The organism is Streptomyces sp. HPF1205, from assembly GCF_020400825.1.
Classification (GTDB): Bacteria; Actinomycetota; Actinomycetes; order Streptomycetales; family Streptomycetaceae; genus Actinacidiphila.
This window is the reverse complement of record NZ_JAINVH010000017.1, coordinates 72,686-93,354: the sequence shown is the minus strand read 5'-3', so window position 1 is coordinate 93,354 and position 20,669 is coordinate 72,686. Positions and strand designations below refer to the sequence as shown.

17 protein-coding genes are annotated in these 20,669 nt (G+C 74.4%); 12 read left to right on the top strand and 5 right to left on the bottom strand.

Annotated features, from left to right (window positions below; genetic code table 11):
* Window positions 1-94 precede the first annotated feature (94 nt).
* A complete protein-coding gene (locus K7G61_RS20625) occupies window positions 95-709 on the bottom strand; it encodes a TetR/AcrR family transcriptional regulator (RefSeq protein WP_225848379.1) in 615 nt (204 codons plus the stop codon).
* Window positions 710-909: 200 nt separating this feature from the next.
* Here K7G61_RS20625 and K7G61_RS20620 point away from each other — a divergent pair, with 200 nt between their 5' ends.
* The 3 genes from K7G61_RS20620 to K7G61_RS20610 all read left to right on the top strand — a co-directional run bounded on the left by K7G61_RS20620 (window position 910) and on the right by K7G61_RS20610 (window position 2,914).
* The gene (locus tag K7G61_RS20620) at window positions 910-1,470 is read left to right on the top strand and encodes an SAV_6107 family HEPN domain-containing protein (RefSeq protein ID WP_225848378.1); all 561 of its coding nucleotides are present in this window, start codon (window positions 910-912) and stop codon (window positions 1,468-1,470) included.
* A gap of 37 nt (window positions 1,471-1,507) precedes the next feature.
* Window positions 1,508-2,290, top strand: coding sequence for a methyltransferase (locus K7G61_RS20615; protein ID WP_225848377.1), 783 nt, complete (start codon window positions 1,508-1,510; stop codon window positions 2,288-2,290).
* A gap of 219 nt (window positions 2,291-2,509) precedes the next feature.
* Window positions 2,510-2,914, top strand: coding sequence for a DUF3040 domain-containing protein (locus K7G61_RS20610; protein WP_225848376.1), 405 nt, complete (start codon window positions 2,510-2,512; stop codon window positions 2,912-2,914).
* 256 nt (window positions 2,915-3,170) lie between these two features.
* Here the strand turns inward: K7G61_RS20610 and K7G61_RS20605 are convergent, their stop codons facing one another.
* From K7G61_RS20605 to K7G61_RS20590, 4 genes are all read right to left on the bottom strand, one after another.
* Complete coding sequence (locus tag K7G61_RS20605; RefSeq protein WP_225848375.1) at window positions 3,171-5,630, bottom strand: DUF3488 and transglutaminase-like domain-containing protein; 2,460 nt, start codon at window positions 5,628-5,630, stop codon at window positions 3,171-3,173.
* Complete coding sequence (locus K7G61_RS20600) at window positions 5,627-7,105, bottom strand: DUF58 domain-containing protein (protein WP_225848374.1); 1,479 nt, start codon at window positions 7,103-7,105, stop codon at window positions 5,627-5,629. The genes K7G61_RS20605 and K7G61_RS20600 overlap by 4 nt, the downstream gene beginning before the upstream one ends.
* The gene (locus K7G61_RS20595; protein ID WP_225848373.1) at window positions 7,105-8,157 is read right to left on the bottom strand and encodes a MoxR family ATPase; all 1,053 of its coding nucleotides are present in this window, start codon (window positions 8,155-8,157) and stop codon (window positions 7,105-7,107) included. Before K7G61_RS20595 ends, K7G61_RS20600 begins: the two co-directional genes overlap by 1 nt.
* A gap of 147 nt (window positions 8,158-8,304) precedes the next feature.
* A complete protein-coding gene (locus tag K7G61_RS20590; protein WP_225848372.1) occupies window positions 8,305-8,871 on the bottom strand; it encodes a carbonic anhydrase in 567 nt (188 codons plus the stop codon).
* Between the two features lie 132 nt (window positions 8,872-9,003).
* Here K7G61_RS20590 and mraZ point away from each other — a divergent pair, with 132 nt between their 5' ends.
* The 9 genes from mraZ to ftsW all read left to right on the top strand — a co-directional run bounded on the left by mraZ (window position 9,004) and on the right by ftsW (window position 20,663).
* Window positions 9,004-9,435 carry a division/cell wall cluster transcriptional repressor MraZ gene (gene mraZ, locus K7G61_RS20585; RefSeq protein WP_225848371.1) on the top strand — a complete coding sequence of 144 codons (432 nt, stop codon included), beginning with the start codon at window positions 9,004-9,006 and terminating at the stop codon, window positions 9,433-9,435.
* Window positions 9,436-9,770: 335 nt separating this feature from the next.
* Window positions 9,771-10,772 (top strand): 16S rRNA (cytosine(1402)-N(4))-methyltransferase RsmH, encoded by a 1,002-nt coding sequence (gene rsmH / locus K7G61_RS20580; RefSeq protein ID WP_225848370.1) that lies wholly within the window; start codon window positions 9,771-9,773, stop codon window positions 10,770-10,772.
* Window positions 10,769-11,260: a hypothetical protein gene (locus K7G61_RS20575; protein ID WP_374204186.1), complete on the top strand. Its 492-nt coding sequence runs from the start codon at window positions 10,769-10,771 to the stop codon at window positions 11,258-11,260. Before rsmH ends, K7G61_RS20575 begins: the two co-directional genes overlap by 4 nt.
* A complete protein-coding gene (locus K7G61_RS20570; protein WP_374204185.1) occupies window positions 11,257-13,281 on the top strand; it encodes a peptidoglycan D,D-transpeptidase FtsI family protein in 2,025 nt (674 codons plus the stop codon). Before K7G61_RS20575 ends, K7G61_RS20570 begins: the two co-directional genes overlap by 4 nt.
* A gap of 2 nt (window positions 13,282-13,283) precedes the next feature.
* Entirely contained in the window at window positions 13,284-15,053 is a 1,770-nt protein-coding gene (locus K7G61_RS20565; RefSeq protein ID WP_225848369.1) for a UDP-N-acetylmuramoyl-L-alanyl-D-glutamate--2,6-diaminopimelate ligase, read from the top strand.
* Entirely contained in the window at window positions 15,050-16,498 is a 1,449-nt protein-coding gene (murF, locus tag K7G61_RS20560; RefSeq protein ID WP_225848368.1) for a UDP-N-acetylmuramoyl-tripeptide--D-alanyl-D-alanine ligase, read from the top strand. Before K7G61_RS20565 ends, murF begins: the two co-directional genes overlap by 4 nt.
* Complete coding sequence (gene mraY / locus K7G61_RS20555; RefSeq protein ID WP_225848367.1) at window positions 16,495-17,559, top strand: phospho-N-acetylmuramoyl-pentapeptide-transferase; 1,065 nt, start codon at window positions 16,495-16,497, stop codon at window positions 17,557-17,559. Before murF ends, mraY begins: the two co-directional genes overlap by 4 nt.
* Window positions 17,556-19,013: a UDP-N-acetylmuramoyl-L-alanine--D-glutamate ligase gene (gene murD / locus K7G61_RS20550; RefSeq protein ID WP_225848366.1), complete on the top strand. Its 1,458-nt coding sequence runs from the start codon at window positions 17,556-17,558 to the stop codon at window positions 19,011-19,013. Before mraY ends, murD begins: the two co-directional genes overlap by 4 nt.
* A gap of 36 nt (window positions 19,014-19,049) precedes the next feature.
* On the top strand, window positions 19,050-20,663 hold the full coding sequence (gene ftsW, locus K7G61_RS20545; protein WP_225848365.1) for a putative lipid II flippase FtsW: 1,614 nt from the start codon (window positions 19,050-19,052) through the stop codon (window positions 20,661-20,663).
* The last annotated feature ends 6 nt before the right edge of the window (window positions 20,664-20,669 follow it).

Here is a 20,669-nt window from a genome sequence, read left to right as displayed (position 1 = left end):
TGGGGGGCGGCGGCGGTCCGGCGGCGCGCGGTGAAGCCCGGCGCCGCCGGGCCGCCCCGCCCGCCGCCACCGGATCCGGCCGCCCGCGGGCACCTCACCTGCGGGCGGCAGCGCCGCCCACCCGGCCCCGCAGCAGTCGCGACAGCGCCGCGTGCACCTCGTCCAGGCTCCGCTCCGGCTGGAACGCCCGCCAGTCCAGGGCGGCCACCAGCACCATGCCGAACAGGGCCGACGCGGTCAGCGGGATGTCGATCTCCTCGCTCAGCTCACCGGCGCGGACCGCGTCGCCGAGCACCTTCTCCACCACCGCGACCGTCTCCTGGCGGACCATCATCAGGGTCTCCTGCCAGGTGCGGTTGGTCCGCCACAGTTCGGCGACATAGAGCTGGGTGAAGGACGGGTAGCGCAGGATGAAGGCCAGCCCGGCGCGGATCATCTCGTCCAGGGCGTCCACATTGCTGCCGCCGCGGGCCGCGGCCCGGTCGGCGGCCGTCCGCAGGGAATGGGTGAGCAGCCCCACGCCGTGCCGCAGCAGTTCCTCGAACAGGTCGTTCTTGCTGGCGAAGTTGTAGTAGACGGTGCCCTTGGCGACCCCGGCCCGCTCGGCGATCTCGTCCACCGTGGTGGCGGAGAAGCCCTGCTCGGCGATCAGGGTGACGGCGGCCTCGTAGAGCTTCTGCCGGGTGGCCTGGCGTCGTGCGGTACTCATGGCCCCGATTCTGCCCGCCCGGACGCGGGCGCGTTCGCCGGATTGATCAAGCTCCGGGCGCTCCGGCCCCCATTCCGCACGCGCGTTCGGCAAAAAGCGGTGTTTGCGCAGGTCAGGGCGATTGTCAGTGGGTGGCCTCAGTATGGGGCGTACGGAGACAACCGCGAAGGAGCGCACGTAACGGAGAAAGGAGGCACGCCATGACGACATCCGCCGTTCCCGGCGCCACCGGTCATGCCGCCGGCCCGGGCGCCCCCGGCCGCCGCCCCGCCGGCCCGGGGAGCGACGTCCACCCCGTGCTGCGCCGCGCCACCGCGGCGCCCGCCGCCCTCGACCTGCTGACCCAGGCGCACAGCGGCCTGGAGGAGGCCGCCGCCCTGGAGGCCCCCAACGAGCGCTACGCGACGGCCCACCTCGCCGCCCTGCGCACCGCGGCCGCCGTGCTCGCCGTGCGCGGCCGGCCGGAGCAGACCGCCAGGCGCCGCCGCCGGATACGCTCCGCCTGGGAGGTGCTGCCCGAGGTCGCGCCCGAACTGGCCGAGTGGAGCGCCCTGTTCGCGGCCGGCGCCGGCCGCCGGGCCCGGGCCGAGGCGGGCATCGCCGGCGCGGCCAGTGCCCGCGACGCCGACGACCTGGTCCGGGCCGCGTCGATGTTCCTGCGGCTGGTCGAGCGGATGCTGCTGCTCCGGCCCGCCCTGCAGGGCAGCACTCCGCTGGTGCCCGGACCGGCACCATCTAGAGTGGGACCCACGCGTATGTGAACCGCCCGTGCGAATGCCGCGAGGAGAGCCGCCCGCCATGTCCCGCCCAGGGTCCCCGCAAGGAGGGGCGGACTCGATCCGCCCCCGCGCCAGCCTCCGTACCGCAGTGGTGTGGGAGGTGCTGCGGGAGGCCCTGGAACGGCGGGCCAAGGCCGCGGACTCCCCGGTCCTCGACGTCCTCGACACCGGCGGCGGCACCGGCAACTTCGCGGTGCCCGTCGCTCGCCTCGGCCACCGGGTCACCGTCGTCGACCCCAGCCCCGACGCGCTGTTCGCGCTGGAGCGCCGTGCCGCCGAGGCCGGCGTCACCGAGCGGGTCAGCGGCGTCCAGGGCGACACCCAGGGCCTGCTCGACGTGGTGCGGCCCGGCGGGTACGACATGGTGCTGTGCCACGGCGTCCTGGAGTACGTGGACGACCCCGCGGAAGGCGTGCGCAGCGTGGTGGGTGCGCTGCGGCCGGCCGGGTCGGTCAGCCTGCTCGCCGCCGGGCGCGGCGGCGCCGTGCTCGCCCGCGCCCTGGCCGGGCACTTCGCCGAGGCCCAGCACGCGCTGACCGACCCCGACGGGCGATGGGGGGCAGGCGACTCGCTGCCGCGCAGGTTCACCGCGGGGGAGCTCACCGGGCTGGTCACCGACGCCGGCCTGCGCGCCGTCTCCGTGCACGGGGTGCGGGTCTTCGCCGACCTCGTGCCCGGCGTCCTGGTCGACACCGAGCCCGGCGCCCTGGACGCGCTGCTCCGGCTGGAACTGGCGGCGGCGGAGGAGCCCGGCTTCCACTCCGTGGCGACGCAGCTGCACGTCCTGGGCGAGCGCGGCTGAGGGGCCGCGAGGACCTCGTCCGGAACCCGGCGAAGGGGAGTCCGTCACACCCCGCCCACCGTGCCATTCCTCACCGTATGCTGGCATGACGTAACCGCGTACGGGGAATGAGAGCCCCGTCGGATTGGCGCAGTGGGGCGGGTTTCACGGGGGCGATTCCCTGCCTATTCTGGATGGGTCGGACCGGTCGCCCGCGCGACCGACGAGTAGGAGGTCTCCGTGCCGCTCTCGGAGCATGAGCAGCGCATGCTCGAGCAGATGGAGCGAGCGCTGTACGCCGAAGATCCCAAGTTCGCGTCGGCGCTTGAGGGAAACGGGCTGCGCACGTACACCCGGCGGCGTGTCTACCTGGCCATGGCCGGCTTCCTCGTCGTCGGTGTCGGACTGCTGATGAGCGGCGTGATCTGGAAGCAGCCGTGGATCAGCGTGGTGGGTTTCCTGGTGATGCTCGGCTGCGCGGTGCTCACGGTGACCGGCTGGCGCAGGGTCGCCAAGCCCGGCGAGCAGCCCCCGCCCGTCGTCCAGTCCCGCCGCTTCGGCCGCCGTCACCAGCCGCGCCGCGGCAAGGTCATGGACCGCATCGAGGAGCGCTGGCAGCGCCGCCGCGACCAGCAGGGCCAGTAGCGGACGGCATACTCCCCCGGATGAGCGCAGGCAGCGCGAAGGGCGCGGAACCCGATACGGTTCCGCGCCCTTCGCGCTGCCTGCCCCTGGCACAAGGCGACGGGCCGTGCCGTACGGCGGCGGCCCCGCCCCGGGCGGCACGGTCCCGCCCCGGAAGGCCCGTCCGTGACCCCGTCCCGAACCCCGCCCCGCGAGAGTCCGGCCGCTTCACGAAAGCCCGGCCGCCCCCGCGAGGGCGCGGCCGGGCCGCGGGCGCTCACGCCTCCTTCGGGTTCCTCCTGCGCGGGCGTGGCAGCGAGGCCGCCTTGCGGGCCGCCGCCGAGACCCGGGTGGACAGCGCCGTCCAGCGGGAGGACAGCGCCCACACCAGCCGGACCGAGGAGCGGGGGAGCAGGCGGGCCCGGAGCCGGGCGGTGCGGGAGGCGGAGGCGTGCAGCCCGCCCCGCACGCGCTGGACCTCGGCCGCGAGGCCCGGGACCGGACGCGGGTGGGGAGCGTAGAGGGTCTGCTCCACCGCCGTCGCCAGCGCCGAGGCCGAGGCCGCGGCCTCGCCGGAGAGCCTGCCCTCGGCCACCAGCCGGGCCATCGCCCGCCGCGGCGTCTCCGAGTCGTCGGGCAGCACCCCGTAGTCCCAGCCGGTGTCGAGCACCTCGCGCCAGGCGGACAGGGCCGGCTCCTCGGCCCGGACCGCCCGCCCGCCGCCGAGCCGCCCGCCGGCGAACCGTCCGCTGCCGAACCGCCCGCCGCCGAGCCGGGCCGCCCGCAGCCGGGACCGCCACAGCAGCGGGGTGGCCGGCACCAGCAGCATCAGCGCAGCGGCGAGCGCGATCAGCGCGATCCGCCCGGCCCCGATGCCGCCGCCGCCCGGACCGCCGCCCGCCGCCGTCGCGGCGGCACCGCAGTCCGCCGCCTGCCGCGGGCTGTCCGGCGCGCAGCTCGGCGACGTCGACGGTGTGGCGGACGGCCCTGTCACGCCGCCGTGCTGCGTCCGGTCCCGCGGCTCGTTGCTCGTCCCGGTGGTCGGGGTCTGGGTGTACGAGGGCGCCGAACCCCGGTACGGGGTGGGCTCGAAGCGGGTCCAGCCGATCCCCTCGAAGTACAGCTCCGGCCAGGCGTGCGCGTCCTTGAGCCCCACGGACATCGACCCGTCGGGGTTCTGCGAGCCCGGCGTGAAGCCGATCGCGACCCGGGCCGGGATGTGCAGGGTGCGGGCCATCGCCGCCATGGTGAAGGCGAAGTGGACGCAGAAGCCCTCCTTCGTCTGCAGGAACCGGGCTATGGCGTCGACCCCGGTGCCCGCCTTGGCCTGCGTGTTGTAGACGAACTGCCCGGAGGTGAAGTACCGCTGGAGGTCGAGCGCCCGCTCGTAGTCGTTCGTCGCGTCCCGGGTCACCTGCTGCGCGGTCGCGGCGACCACCGCAGGCAGCGAGGCGGGCACCTTCTCGTACTGCGAGGCGATGCGACCGGTGGCGGGCGGCGCCCCCGCGAGTTCCTGGGCGGTGGGCTGGACCTGCATGCTGGCCACGGTGTACTGCACCCCGGAGGCGTTCTGGCCGTTCGCGCCGACCACCATCCGGCCCTCGGGCTGGAACTTCCAGTTCGTCCCCGGGACCGACACGGAGGACGCGGGGAAGGGCAGGGGGAGCAGCCCCTGCACGTACGAGTCGTCCACCTGCACCCGTGTGGTCACCGTCGTGAACGGCACGTCGTCGGCCATGCCCTGCGGGCGCGGGAACGGCGTCGGCAGATCCTCGGTCTCCTGCTTGGACGGCGACCACTGCTTGCCGTCGAACTTGTCGAGCGCGGCGATCCGCAGGTACATCCCGCCGACGTCCTTCGTGGTCGTGCGGTACGTCAGCACCTCGCGGTCGTCGGGCTGGTTGAGGTTGTCCTGGAGGGCGGCCACCAGGTTCACCGCTCCGGCGTTGCCGCCGCCGACGCCGCCCGAGCCGTGGCCGGTGGTGCTGAGCAGGCCCTTGCCCAGCGAGGGCAGCATCAGGGGGGCGATCAGCGCGATGCCCAGCGCCATGGCGCCGATCCGCCGGCCGGTGCGCACCGGGGCGCTCGCGGTGCCGCCCGTGGTGAGCGACCCCGGCCCGCCGGGCCGGCCCCCCTGGGCGGGGCCGCCGAAGACCCGTCCCCAGCGCGAGAGCCGGTCCCGGCCCTCGGCCAGCAGGAGCAGCAGGTAGCCGCCGGCGGCGATCAGGAAGTAGAGCCACTGCGTGCCGCCGCTGTGCAGGCCGGCCGCGACCGAGTACAGGGCGAGCAGCGGCAGCCCGGCCGGGGCCGCGCTGTTGTACGTCACCGCCGTCGCGTCCACCGCGAGCGCGACCACCATCACGCCGCCGACCAGCAGGAGCCTGATGCCCGGCGTCACCGGGGCCGGGATCGAGTAGTTGCCGACGTCGGTCAGGCCGCTCTGCACGAGCTGCCCGAGCTGGCGGAAGGCCGCGGGCGTCGGGACGATCCCGCCGAGCGCCTGGTGAGGGGCGAACACCACGGTCAGCGCCAGCAGCGACACCAGCGCCTGCGCCAGGACGGTCAGCGGCCGGGCCAGCGGTATCCGCCGGGCCCCCGCGCCCACCGCGCACTGCAGCAGTACGCACGCCACCGCCTGGAAGTACCAGCCGGCCGGCGAGGCCAGCGGCAGCAGCGCGGCGGCGGCCATCAGCGAGGCCGCCGCCGCGCTCACCGTCAGACGTGCCCGTCCGCTCATGCCGTCGCCCCCGCCCCGTACTGTGCCGGCCCGGGCGCGCCCCCCGGCGCGGAGGAGGACGGCTGCCCGTACTCCTGCCGGCTCTCCTCCCGGCTGCGGTAACGGTCCGCCTGCTGCCACAGTTCCGGCAGCGCGTCGCCCGCCTTGGCCTCCACCACCGTCCAGCCGGCCTCGCGCAGCATCCGTACCGCCTGGCGGGTGCCGCGGAAGCCGCCGGGGCCCTCGGGCCCGGCGTCCGGGGCGGTGCGCTCGGCGGGCGGGTCGAAGCGGCCGGCCGGTTCGCGGGCCGTCCAGTCGTCGCTGTCCAGGACGAACGCGATGGCGGCGCCGGTGCGCTGCCGCATCCGGGCCACGCTCGCCGCCTGCTCCTCGTCGTCCAGGTCGCCGAGGAACGCCACCAGCAGCCCCTCGGAGCCCGACCGCAGCACCGCGTAGGCGGCCGAGAGCTCCTCGCCCTCGGAGTGGTCGACCACCGCGAGGGTGTCCAGCAGGACGCCAGCCATGTCGGAGCTGTCGCCGCTGAACCCCGCGCCGCCCTCCGGGCCCGGCACGCTGGTGCCGTCGTCGGTCAGCAGGCGCACCGCGAAGCCGCGCTCCAGCATGTGCGCGGCGACCGAGGCGGCCCCGGACACCGCCCATTCGAAGGCCGAGTCCGGCCCGGCGCCGAAGTAGGCGTCGCGCCGGGTGTCGAGCAGCACCGTGCAGCGCGCCCGGTTGGGCTGCTCCTCGCGGCGGACCATCAGCTCGCCGTACTTCGCGGTGGACCGCCAGTGCACCCGGCGCAGGTCGTCGCCGTGCCGGTAGCCGCGCGGGATCACGTCGTCGTCACCGGCCAGCGCCAGCGCCCGGGTGCGGCTCTCGCCGTACCCCGACGCCTCCCCGGCCAGCCGCACCGGCGGCAGCGGTTCGACCCGGGGCACCACGGTCAGGGTGTCGTACGCGCTGAAGGAGCGGGTGAGTTCGCACATGCCGAACGGGTCGGTGAGCCGCAGTTGCAGCGGGCCGAGCGGATAGCGGCCGCGCAGGTCGGAGCGGACCCGGTAGGACACCTCGCGGTGGCCGCCGGGCTCCACCCGGTCCAGGACGAACCGGGGCCGGGGCCCCAGCACGTAGGGCACCCGGTCCTGGAGCATCAGCATGCCGCTGGGGACCCGCGAGACGTTGTCCACCCGCAGGTGCACCCGGGCCTCGGACATCGCCGGCACCCGGGAGGGGCTCAGCCGGCGGCTGCCGGCCACCCGGTAGCGGGTGCGGTAGAGCACGGCCACGCACACCAGCGGCAGCACCGCCAGCAGCAGGCCGACCCGCAGCAGGTCCGACTGCCCGAGGACGTACGAGCACGCCGCCGCGGCGAGCCCGGCGGCCACGAAGGAGCGGCCGCGGGTGGTGAGCCCGCCGAGGGCCGAGCGGAACCCGGCGCCGCCCTGCTGCGCGCCGGGCGGAGCCGCCGGCGGCGGGGGGACGGGCGCGGACATCACAGCCCCCGCGTGCCCGCGGGGCCCTGCGGCCGGCCGGCCGGCGGCTGCGGCCAGCCCCCGGCGGGGGCCGGTCCCCGTCCGGCGGAGGGATCGGGCACCGGCACCCGCTGCACGATCTCGGCCACCACCTGCTCCGGGGTGCGCCGGTTGAGCTGCGCCTGCGCGGTGGGCAGCAGCCGGTGCGCGAGCACGGCGCCGGCCAGCGCCTGCACGTCGTCGGGCAGCACGTAGTCCCGGCCGTCGAGCGCGGCCGAGGCGCGGGCCGCTCGTACCAGGTGCAAGGTGGCCCGGGGGGAGGCGCCCAGACGCAGGTCGGGGTGGGTGCGGGTGGCGCCGACCAGCGCGACCGCGTACCGCCGCACCGGGTCGGAGACGTGCACCTGGCGGACCGCCTCGATGAGCTTGACGATCTCGTGCGCGTGCGCCACCGGCTCCAGGTCGTCCAGCGGGGAGACACCGCCGTGCACGTCGAGCATCTTCAGCTCGGCGTCAGGGCTGGGGTAGCCGATGGAGACCCGCGCGGTGAAGCGGTCCCGCTGCGCCTCGGGCAGCGGGTACGTGCCCTCCATCTCCACCGGGTTCTGGGTGGCGATCACCATGAAGGGGCTGGGCAGTTCGTAGGTGGTGCCGTCGATGGTGACCTGGCGCTCCTCCATCGACTCCAGCAGCGCCGACTGCGTCTTGGGCGAGGCCCGGTTGATCTCGTCGCCGACCACGATCTGCGCGAAGATCGCGCCCGGCTTGAACTCGAAGTCCCGCTGCTGCTGGTCGAAGACGCTCACCCCGGTGATGTCCGAGGGAAGCAGGTCCGGCGTGAACTGGATCCGCCGCACCGAGCAGTCGATGGAACGTGCCAGGGCCTTGGACAGCATCGTCTTGCCCACCCCCGGCACGTCCTCGATCAGCAGGTGCCCCTCGGCCAGCAGCACGGTGACCGCGATCCGCACGACCTCGGGCTTGCCCTCGATCACGTTCTCCACGCTACGGCGAACCCTCTCCGCGGTCGTGGTCAGATCGCTCAGGTTCGCTCGTGCGTCAAAGGTCGTCACCCGGTACTCCTCGGCCTGTTCCTGGGGACCGCAGGGTCGCGGTCATCCCGGACCGGCCCTCCCCGATTGCGCAACGCTCGCCTCGGGCGAGTGGTGCCGCACGATGCATTCTTCCCTCAGGCGGCGGCCCACGTCACTCGGCAGCCGTTACTGGTTCGTGATTTCCCGCAGCAGGCCGGTGTGCACGTCGAAGACGAAGCCCCGCACGTCATCGGTGTGGCGCAGGAACGGGGAGGTGCGCACCCGTGCCATGGACTGCCGGACGTCCTGGTCCACGTCGGTGAACGCCTCGACCGCCCAGGTGGGCCGCTGCCCCACTTCGGCCTCCAGCTCGGCGCGGAAGTCCTCGGTGATCGACTGCATGCCGCAGCCGGTGTGGTGGATCAGTACCACCGAGCGGGTGCCGAGGGCCCGCTGACTGATGGCCAGCGAACGGATGGTGTCGTCGGTGACCACCCCGCCGGCGTTGCGGATGGTGTGGCAGTCGCCGAGTTCGAGGCCGAGCGCCTTGTGCAGGTCGATACGGGCGTCCATGCAGGCGACGACCGCCACCTGCAGGACGGGCCGGGCGTCCATGCCCGGGTCGTGGAACTCGGCTGCGTAGCGCGTGTTCGCCTCGACGAGCTTGTCGGTCACGGACGCGGTGGACTGCGCGGAAGCGGCGGACGCGGTGGACTGCGTGGACGCGGACAGGCCGCTGGATTCGGTCGACATGTCCCCGACGTTAGCGTGCGCGGCCCGCGTGCCGCAGGGCGCGCCCACGTGGGCCGTTCGTTGACGGTGGGGCAGGGTGGAGTAAAGTGGCGCGAAGTGGGGTCGGCCGCCGTGGCGTGGAGGTGTGCACGCATGTTCCTCGGGACGTACACCCCGCGGCTGGACGACAAGAACCGGCTGGTGCTGCCCGCCAGGTTCCGCGAGCAGCTCGCCGACGGTCTGGTGATCACCCGCGGCCACGAGCGCTGCCTGTGCGTATGGCCCCTGGACGGCTTCAAGGCGGCCACCGAGCGGCTGTCCGCCGCGCCGCTGACCTCCAAGTCCGCCCGTGACTACCTGCGGGTGCTGTTCGCGGGCGCCCACGACGAGGTGCCCGACAGGCAGGGCCGGGTCACCGTCCCGCAGCCGCTGCGGGAGTACGCGGGGCTGGTCCGCGACTGCGCGGTGATCGGCGCCAACAGCCGGGTGGAGATCTGGGCCGCGGACGCCTGGGAGCGCTACCTGGCGGACCAGGAAGACACCTTTTCGGCCCTGTCCCAGGAGGTTCCGCCCGGATTACTGTGAGCGCGGCCACGCACCCGCGCGCCCCACCGCGTACCACCGTCGCGCGCGCGGACGTACGGCTCGGCCTCCTCCCGCTCCCGGTTCCGCTGGCACCACTTCCCCGGTGCCAGGGGAACGTTTCTGCAGAGCGGGCGGGGACCCGGTTCTACGTCCCCGCCCGTGGGGCAGCGGACCAGGGGAGCCGCTCCACGCCCCTCACCCGAGGACCGGCAGACTGGCAGGACCGGCAGACTGGCAGGACCGCAGACCCGAGGAACCGCAGACCCGCAGAACCGGACACCCGCAGACCGGCAGACCGCCCCGTACCCACGCCCGCACCGAGCAGAACGAGCCCGATGAACGACATCCACCCGGCCGAGCGCCCCGAGGAACCGCGGCACGTCCCCGTGATGCTGCGCCGCTGCCTCGACCTGCTGGCACCCGCGCTCGCCGGCCCGGGCGACCCCGCGGCCCCCGGCCCCGTGGTGGTGGACGCCACCTTGGGCCTGGGCGGGCACAGCGAGGCCCTGCTGCGCGCCTTCCCCGCCGCCCGGCTGGTCGCCCTCGACCGCGACCCGGCCGCCCTGGAGCTGTCCGCGCGCCGCCTGGCGCCCTTCGGCGACCGCGCCACCCTCGTCCACGCGGTCTACGACGAGCTGCCCGCCGTCCTGGCCCGCCTGGGCATCCCCCGCGTCCAGGGCGTGCTGTTCGACCTCGGGGTGTCCTCGATGCAACTGGACGAGGCCGAGCGGGGGTTCGCCTATGCCCAGGACGCGCCGCTGGACATGCGGATGGACCAGTCGACGGGCATCAGCGCGGCCGAGGTGCTCAACACCTATCCGCCCGGCGAGCTGGTGCGGATCCTGCGCACCTACGGCGAGGAGAAGTTCGCCCGCAAGATCGTGGAGGCCGTGGTGCGCGAGCGGGCGCGCGAGCCGTTCACCACCAGCGCGCGCCTGGTCGAGCTGATCCGGCAGGCGCTGCCGCAGGCCGCCAAGCGGACCGGCGGCAACCCCGCCAAGCGCACGTTCCAGGCGCTGCGGATCGAGGTCAACGGGGAGCTCGCGGTGCTGGAGCGGGCGGTGCCCGCGGCGGTCGCCGCGCTCGGGGTGGGCGGCCGGATCGCCGTGCTGTCGTACCACTCGCTGGAGGACCGGCTGGTCAAGCAGGTCTTCGCGGCGGGCGCGGCGAGCACCGCGCCGCCCGGCCTGCCGGTGGTGCCCGAGCGGTACCAGCCCCGGCTGAAGCTGCTCACCCGGGGCGCCGAGCTGCCCACGGAGGACGAGATCGCCGAGAACCGCAGGGCGGCGCCGGCCCGGCTGCGCGCCGCCGAACGCATCCGGGAGGACGTGCTGTGAGCGGACCGCTGCGCGGGCGGCCCTGGGGCCCGGGACAACGGCCCGGCGGCCCGGGCCCGCGGGGCCCGGGCCGGGCCCTGCGCCCGGCGGCCGCAACCGCCGCCCGCACCCCGTTCGTCGTACTCGTCGTGACGCTTCTGGCCGGCGGACTGATCGCGCTGCTGCTGCTGAACGCGGCCGTCAACCGGGACTCCTTCGAGCTGAACAAGCTGCAGAAGGAGACCACGCAGTACACCGACGAGCAGCAGCAGCTCCAGCAGGAGGTCGACGGGTACGGCGCCCCGGGCGCGCTCGACCGGCGCGCCCGCGAGCTGGGCATGGTCCCCGGCGGCAACCCGGCGTTCCTCGCCCCGGACGGCACCGTGCGCGGCACCACCCGGCCGGCCACCGCCGAGCCCTCACCGCCGCAGGGCACGCCGACCGCGTCCGGCCAAGGACCGACCGCGGCCGCCGGCGGCCCGGCGACCGCACCCACTCCCGGCAGGTGACCGACGTGAGCCAAGCAGGAGGAGCGCCCGGGCCGGTCCGCCGCACCGGCGCGGCGCCGCGGGCGGGCGCTCCCCGCCCCGGCCGGCCCCGTACACCGTCCGGCCGGCTGCCGGGCGCCCCGCGCGGACCCCGTGGCCCCAGCGGGCCCCGCGGCCCCCGTGGACCGCGCGGTGTACGGCTGGGCAGCCCGCGGCCCAGGCTGCGGCTGGTCGGCCTGGCGCTCACCTTGGTGATGGCCGCCTTCGTGGTGCGGCTGCTCCAGGTGCAGGTGGTGGACGCCTCCGCGTACGCCGCCAAGGCCGCCGTCAACCGGTGGGTCACCCACGAGGTCGTCGCCGATCGCGGCACCATCACCGACCGCTCGGGCGTGGCACTCGCCGCCACCGTGGACGCCTTCGACATCACCGCCGACCCGTACCTGTTCACCCCCGCTCAGGCCAAGGTCGGCGACGCCCCGCAGCAGGCCGCCGAACTGCTCGCGCCCATCGTCGGCGGGGACGCGGCCACCATCGCCAGGCAGCTCGCCGCACCCGGCTCGCGCTACCAGATCATCGCCAGGCAGCAGTCCCCGCAGGTCTGGCAGCAGATCAAGGACCTCAAGAGCTCCTTCGCCGCCAAGGCCGCCAGAGGCCAGGGCGCCGACGTGCTGGCCGGCGTGTTCAGCGAGCCGCACACCAAGCGCGTGTACCCCAACGGCGACCTCGCCGCCGGCGTCATCGGCTTCGTCAACAGCCGGGGCAAGGGCGCCGGCGGCCTGGAGTCGATGCTCGACAAGGAGCTGGCCGGCACCAACGGCGAGGTCCGCTATGAGCAGTCCGCCGGCCACCAGATCCCCACCGCGGGCGCCCAGGAGCACCCGGCGATCCCCGGCACGGACGTCGAGCTGACCCTCGACCGCGACATCCAGTGGGCCGCGCAGAGCGCCATCAGCGCCCAGGTCGAGCAGTCCGCCGCGGACCGCGGCTACGTGATCGTGCAGGACTCCCGCACCGGCGAGATCCTCGCCATGGCCGACGCCCCGGGCTACGACCCGAACGACCTGTCGCACGCCGACCCGCGGGCACTGGGCAACGCGGCGGTGCAGGACGCCTACGAGCCCGGCAGCGTCAGCAAGCTGATGTCCATGGCCGCCGTCCTCGACACCGGCACCGCCACCCCCACCACCCGCGTCACCGTCCCCGGCACCCTGCCGCGGGCCGACCGGATCTTCCACGACGACGTGGACCACGGCACCTGGTACCTCACCCTCAACGGGGTGCTGGCCAAGTCCAGCAACATCGGCACCATCCTGGCCACCCAGCACCTCGGCTCCACCCAGGCGGAGGCCGACCGGGTGCTGTACTCCTACCTGCGCAAGTTCGGCATCGGCCGGCCCACCGGGCTCGGCTTCCCGGGCGAGACGCCCGGCATCCTGGCGCCGCCGGACAAGTGGAACGCCTCCCAGCAGTTCACCATCCCCTTCGGCCAGGGCCTGTCGCTCAACGCCCTGCAGGCCACCTCGGTGTACTCCACCATCGCCAACGGCGGGGTGCGCGTGCAGCCCACGCTGATCCGCGGCACCACCGGGCCGGACGGGAAGTTCGTGCCCGCGCCGGCGCCGACGAGGACCCGGGTGGTCAGCAGCAGCACCGCGAAGACGCTCTCGCAGATGCTGGAGTCCGTGGTCGGCAGCGAACAGGGCACCGGCATCCACGCCCGGATCGACGGCTACCGGGTGGCGGGCAAGACCGGTACGGCCAACCGGGTGGATCCGCTGACCGGCCGCTACAAGGGCTACACCGCCTCGTTCCTGGGCTTCGCGCCCGCCGACAACCCCCGGCTGACCGTCTCCTGCGTCATCCAGAACCCGACCCGCGGCAGCTACTACGGCGGCTCGATCTGCGGTCCGGTGTTCAAGCAGGTGATGGAGTTCGCCCTCAAGACGCTGCGGGTGCCGCCGACCGGCACCAAGGCGCCGGACCTGCCGATCGACTTCGACCCCGGGCCGCCGGCCACCACGCCCGGCGGCAAAACGAGATGATCATGACAAGCAATGACCCTGACCAGGGCGGCCGCGGCTCCCGGCCGCGAGGAGCCGCGACCCGCGACCCGCACCCGCGGGCCCGGCCCCCTTTTGGCCCGAACCCCGGCACGGCGGGTAACCTCACGGCCGTGCCCAACGCTGATCAGCCGACCCTCGCCCGGCCGGGCCTGCCCCGGCCGGCACATACGCGTCCGAAACCGCTGGCCGACCTCGCCGCGCTCCTCAGGACGCGGCAGTGGACGCCGGCAGGGGACGGCGCACCCGTACCGGAAGGCGTGCCCGTAACGGACGATGCGCCCGCGCCGGAAGGCGTGCCCGCGCCGGACGGCGCCGCCCTTGTGACCGGCATCACCCACGACTCGCGCGCGGTGCGCCCCGGCGACCTGTACGCCGCCCTGCCCGGCGCCAACGTGCACGGCGCCGACTTCGCCGCCCAGGCCGCGGCCGCGGGCGCCACCGCCGTACTGACCGACGAGGCGGGCGCCGAGCGCGCCGCCGCCACCGGGCTGCCCGTGCTCACCGTGCCCGACCCCAGGGCCGTGATGGGCGCACTGGCCGCAGCGGTGTACGACGAGCCGGGCGACGGCCTGCTGCGGATCGGCATCACCGGCACCTCCGGCAAGACGACCACCTCCTACCTGGCCGAGGGCGGGCTGCGGGGGGCCCGCAGCGGCCGGACCGGGCTGATCGGCACCGTCGAGACCCGCGTCGGCGACGAGCGGATCAAGAGCGAGCGCACCACCCCCGAGGCCACCGACCTGCAGGCGCTGTTCGCGGTGATGCGCGAGCGGGGCGTCGAGTCGGTCGTGATGGAGGTCTCCAGCCACGCCCTGGTGCTCGGCCGGGTCGACGGCGCCGTCTTCGACGTGGCCGTCTTCACCAACCTCAGCCCCGAGCACATGGAGTTCCACTCCGGCATGGAGGACTACTTCCAGGCCAAGGCGCAGCTGTTCACCCCGCGCCGCAGCCGCTTGGGCGTGGTCAACCTCGACGACGAGTACGGCCGCCGCCTGGTCGCCGAGGCCACCGTGCCCCTGGTCACCTATTCCGCGCAGGGCCGCCTCGACGCGGACTGGCGGGCCGAGGACGTCGAGGCCGGGCTGCTGGACAGCCGCTTCACCGTGATCGGGCCCAAGGGCGAGCTGGTACGGGCGACCGCCCCGCTGCCCGGCCCGTTCAACGTCGCCAACACCCTCGCCGCGATCGCCGCCCTGGCCGCCGCCGGGCTGGACCCGCAGGCCGCCGCGGACGGCATCGCGGCCGTGCCCGGCGTACCGGGCCGCCTGGAGCGGGTGGACGCCGGCCAGCCGTATCTCGCCGTCGTGGACTACGCGCACAAGACCGACGCCGTGGAGTCCGTGCTGCGCGCGCTGCGCGGCACCACGAAGGGCCGGGTGCACTGCGTGCTGGGCTGCGGCGGCGACCGGGACCGCTCCAAGCGCGGACCCATGGGCGCGGCCGTCGCCGCGCTCGCCGACACCGCCGTCCTCACCTCGGACAACCCGCGCTCGGAGGATCCGCTGGCGATTCTCGCCGCCATGCTGGACGGCGCACTGACGGTGCCGGCGGACCGGCGCGGACACGTCGTCGTCGAGCCCGACCGGGCCGCGGCGATCGCCGGCGCGGTCGCCCGCGCGCGGCCGGGAGACATCGTGCTGGTGGCCGGCAAGGGCCACGAGCAGGGCCAGGACATCGCCGGAGTGGTACGCCCCTTCGACGACCGCGAGGTGCTCCGCGCCGCGATCGAGAAGGACCAGAAGACGCTGTGATCCCCCTCACCCTCGCCGAGGTCGCACAAGCGGTCGGCGGGAGCACGCACGACATACCGGACAGCACGCTGCGGGTCACCGGGCCCGTGGTCAGGGACTCCAGGCAGGTGGTGCCGGGAGCGCTCTTCGTCGCCTTCGCCGGGGAGCGGGCGGACGGGCACGACTTCGCCGCGGCGGCCGTCGCCGACGGCGCCGTCGCCGTGCTCGCGGCCCGCCCGGTGGGCGTGCCCGCGATCGTCGTCGACGACGTGCAGGCCGCGCTCGGCCGGCTCGCCAAGCACGTCATCGAGCGCCTGGGCGCCACCCTGGTCGCCCTGACCGGCTCCGCCGGCAAGACCAGCACCAAGGACCTCATGGCCCAGCTCCTGGACCGGATCGCCCCCACGGTCTGGCCCGAGGGCTCGCAGAACAACGAGATCGGGCTGCCGCTGACCGCGCTGCGCGCCGACGAGCGCACCCGCCACCTCGTCCTGGAGATGGGCGCCCGCGGCATCGGCCACATCCGCTACCTGACCGGCCTGACCCCGCCGCGGATCGGCGTGGTGCTCAACGTCGGCACCGCCCACATCGGCGAGTTCGGCGGCAAGGAGCAGATCGCCCTGGCCAAGGGGGAGCTCGTCGAGGAACTGCCGCCGGCCGAGGAGGGCGGCATCGCCGTCCTCAACGCCGACGACCCCCTGGTACGGGCCATGGCGGACCGCACCAAGGCCCGGGTGGTGCTGTTCGGGGAGAGCGAGGACGCCGCGATCCGTGCCGAGAATGTCCGGTTGAACGACCGGGGTCAGGCGGTTTTCGGCCTGCGCACACCTACCGGGTGCGCCGACGTGACCTTGCGCCTGTACGGTGAGCATCACGTGTCGAACGCGCTCGCCGCGGCCGCCGTCGCCAGTGAACTCGGCATGCCTGCCGCAGAGATCGCCTCCGGGCTGTCCGCGGCCGGCCCGCTGTCGCAGTGGCGGATGGAGGTCACCGAGCGGCCCGACGGCGTGACGGTCGTCAACGACGCCTACAACGCGAACCCCGACTCCATGAGGGCTGCCCTGCGCGCGCTCGCCGCGATGGGCAGGTCCGCACGGGCCCGGGGGGGCCGGACGTGGGCGGTGCTGGGCGCGATGGCCGAACTCGGCGATCAGTCGTTCGCCGAGCACGACGCGGTGGGGCGGCTGGCCGTCCGGCTCAACGTCAGCAAGCTCGTGGCGGTCGGCGGTACCGAAGCCGCCTGGCTGCGAATGGGCGCCTATAACGAGGGTTCGTGGGGTGAGGAGTCGGTGCACGTGTCCGACGCTGAGGCGGCGATCGACCTGTTGCGCACGCAAGTGCGGCCGGGGGACGTCGTGCTGGTGAAGGCATCGAGGTCGGTCGGTCTGGAGACCGTCGCCATGGCGCTGATCGACGAGCCGGCTGGCGGGTTCGGCGACGCGTCCCGCGAGGGTGCCGCCCGATGAAGCAGATCCTCGTCTCCGGCGTCCTCGCACTCTTCCTCTCGCTGATCGGCACCCCGCTGCTGATCCGCCTGCTGGCCTCGCGCGGTTACGGCCAGATGATCCGGGACGACGGCCCGAAGGCCCACCACAGCAAGCGCGGCACCCCCACCATGGGTGGCATCGCCTTCATCCTGGCCACTCTCGTCGCCTATGCGGCGACCAAGCTGATCACCGGCGACAAGCCGAGCATGTCCGGGCTGCTGGTGCTCTTCCTGACCGCCGGTCTCGGCCTGGTGGGCTTCCTGGACGACTACATCAAGATCGTCAAGCAGCGCAGCCTGGGCCTGCGGGCCAAGGCCAAGATGGCCGGCCAGCTCATCGTCGGCATCGCCTTCGCCGTCCTCGCGCTGAACTTCCACGACTCGCGCGGCCAGACCCCGGCGTCCACCAAGCTCTCCTTCACCTCCGACTTCGGCTGGTCGGTCGGCCCGGTGATCTTCGTCATCTGGGCGCTGTTCATGATCCTGGCCATGTCCAACGGCGTGAACCTCACCGACGGCCTCGACGGCCTGGCCACCGGCGCCTCCGTCATGGTCTTCGCCGCCTACACCGTCATCGGCGTGTGGCAGTACGGCCAGTGGTGCGGCGCCCCCGTCAGCGCCAACGGCGCCTGCTACGAGGTGCGCGATCCACTCGACCTGGCCGTGGTCGCCGCGGCCCTCATGGGCGCCTGTTTCGGCTTCCTGTGGTGGAACACCTCGCCCGCCAAGATCTTCATGGGCGACACCGGCTCGCTGGCCCTGGGCGGCGCGCTCGCCGGCCTGGCGATCTGCTCGCGCACCGAGATGCTGCTGGCCATCCTGGGCGGCCTGTTCGTCCTCATCACCATGTCCGTGATCATCCAGGTCGGCTCCTTCCGGCTCACCGGCAAGCGGGTCTTCCGGATGGCCCCCCTCCAGCACCACTTCGAACTCAAGGGCTGGAGCGAAGTGCTGGTCGTGGTCCGGTTCTGGATCATCCAGGGCATGTGCATGGCCGTGGGCCTCGGCCTGTTCTACGCGGCCTGGGTGGCGGCCTCGTGACGGGCGCGGGCGGCGCCGCCGCCGACCTGAAGGGCGCCCGCGTCACCGTCGCCGGCCTCGGCGTCTCCGGGGTGCCCGCCGCGAAGGCGCTGCACGAGCTGGGCGCCCGGGTGACCGTCGTCAACGGGATCGCGGGCGACAAGCAGCGGGCCGAGGCCGCCGAGCTCGACGCGCTCGGCATCGCCGTACGCCTGGGCGACGCGGCCGCGGGACTGCCGGACGGCACCGACCTGGTCGTCACCACGCCCGGCTGGAAGCCCACCAGCCCGCTGTTCGCGGCCGCCGCGCAGGCGGGCCTGGAGGTCTGGGGCGACGTCGAGCTGGCCTGGCGGCTGCGCGGCCCGGACGCGGCACCCTGGCTCGCGGTCACCGGCACCAACGGCAAGACCACCACGACCCGCATGCTCGCCTCCATCCTCGAAGCCGAGGGCCTGCGCACGGCCGCGGTCGGCAACATCGGCGTCTCGCTCTTCGACGTCGTGCTGGGGACACGCGAGTACGACGTCCTGGCCGTCGAACTGTCCAGCTACCAGCTCCACTGGGCGCCGAGCCCGCGCCCGCACTCGGCGGTCGTGCTCAACCTCGCCCCCGACCACCTGGACTGGCACGGCTCGATGGCCGCCTATGCGGCGGACAAGGGCCGCGTCTACAACGGCAACAAGGTCGCGTGCGTCTACAACACCGCCGACCCGGAGACCGAGCGCCTGGTCCGCGAGGCCGACGTCGAGGAGGGCTGCCGGGCCGTCGGCTTCACCCTCGACGCCCCGCGCGTGTCCGAACTCGGCGTCGTGGACGGCGTCCTGGTGGACCGCGCCTTCGTGGCCGACCGGCAGCGCAGCGCCCAGGAGCTGGCCGAGACCTCCGACATCGACCCGCCCGCCCCGCACAACATCGCCAACGCCCTGGCCGCCGCCGCCCTCGCCCGCGCCTATGGCGTCGGCCCGGCCGCCGTACGCGACGGCCTGCGCGCCTTCCGCCCCGACGCCCACCGCATCGCCGAGGTCGCCGTGCTCGACGGCGTCCGCTACGTGGACGACTCCAAGGCCACCAACACCCATGCCGCCGAGGCGTCGCTGGCCGCCTACGAGTCGGTCGTCTGGCTGGCCGGCGGCCTCGCCAAGGGCGCGGCCTTCGACGACCTGGTCCGCCGTGCCGCTCCCCGGCTGCGCGGGGTGGTCCTCTTCGGCGCCGACCGCGCCCTGGTCCGCGAAGCGCTCGCGCGACACGCCCCGCAGGTGCCGGTCGTGGACCTGGAACGGACCGACACTGGGGCGATGGCCGCGGCCGTCGCCGCGGCCCGCGAACTCGCCTCCCCTGGCGATACGGTCCTGCTGGCGCCGGCCTGCGCGTCGATGGACATGTTCACCAACTACAACGTGCGCGGCGACATGTTCGCGGACGCCGTCCGCGCCCTGGGGTCCGCGGACACCGCGGACACCGGGGACGGCCGCTAGCCGTACGCCGGCGCAGCGCACGTACGGAGGGGACGCATGACGCCAGACCGCTCCGCCGCCCGCGGCGGCGACCGCCCCGCCCCCCGCCGCGCGGCCCCCGTCCCCGACCTGCCGCCCACCCCGCGCAAGGCGTCCCCCCGCGGCGGCCAGGGCCGCGAGAACCCGGCGGGGCAGGCCGGGACCGGCCGCGGCCGGGAGAACCCGGCCGGCCGGGAGCGCGGCCGCGGGGATGCCGCGGGGGCGGCCCGCGGCGCCAAGGCCCGCGGAGCCGGCCCCGACGCGCGGCCGGTGCCGCGCGGGCGCACCGGGCTCCGGGCGCCCGGCCCCTTCGGCAACCCGCGGCGAGGAGCGGGCCGGCCGGTCCGCCCGGGCCCGCCGAGAGGGAGCGCGGTCCGCGGCCTCGCCGCACTGCCCCGCCGCCTGCGAACGGCCTGGGACCGCCCCCTCACGGCGTACTACGTCATCGCCGGCGCGGCGGCGCTGATCACCGTGCTCGGCCTGGTCATGGTCTACTCCGCCTCGATGATCCAGGCGCTGCGGATGGGCCTGCCGTCCACCTTCTACTTCCGCAAGCAACTGCTGGCGGTCGCCATCGGCACGGTCCTGCTTCTCACCGCGGCCCGCCTGCCGGTCACCTCGCACCGCGCCCTGGCGTACCCCCTGCTCCTCGGCGCGGTCTTCCTGATGGTGCTGGTCCAGGTGCCCGGGATAGGGGAGACCGTCAACGGCAACACGAACTGGATCTCCATCGGCGGCCCCTTCCAGCTCCAGCCCAGCGAGTTCGGCAAGCTCGCCCTGGTGCTGTGGGGCTCGGACCTGCTGGCGCGCAAGAACGAGCGGCGCCTGCTGACGCAGTGGAAGCACCTGCTCGTACCCCTGGTGCCGGTCGCCGTCCTGCTGCTCGGCCTGATCATGCTCGGCGGCGACATGGGCACCACCATGATCCTCACCGCCATCCTCTTCGGCATGCTGTGGCTGGCGGGGGCGCCCACCCGGCTGTTCGCCGGCGTCCTGGCCGGCGCCGCCTCGCTGGCGACCCTGGCCGTGGCCACCAGCCCGAACCGCATGGGCCGGCTGCACTGCATCGGCGCCAGTTCCCCCGGCGCCGGCGACCAGTGCTGGCAGGCCGTGCACGGGATCTACGCCCTCGCGTCCGGCGGCTGGTTCGGCTCGGGGCTCGGGGCAAGCGTGGAGAAATGGGGCGAACTGCCCGAACCGCACACCGACTTCATCTTCGCCGTGACGGGGGAGGAACTGGGCCTGGCGGGGACACTGTCGGTGCTCGCCCTCTTCGCGGCACTAGGCTACGCGGGTATCCGCGTGGCCGGTCGTACGGAGGACCCCTTCGTCAGGTTCGCAGCGGGTGGCGTGACCACCTGGATCACGGCCCAGGCCGTGATCAACATCGGTGCGGTCCTCGGTCTGCTGCCGATCGCCGGAGTCCCGCTCCCGCTGTTCTCCTACGGGGGTTCCGCCCTCCTGCCGACCATGTTCGCGATCGGGCTGCTGATCTCCTTCGCCAGGAGCGAGCCCGCCGCGCGAGCGGCCCTGGTCGCGCGGGGGCGGCAGTTCCCGACTGCGCCCATGAGACGGGCGATGACACGGATGAGGCGACGGTACGCCGGGCGGCGGCCGTCGGGAGAGCGGTGAATTTCG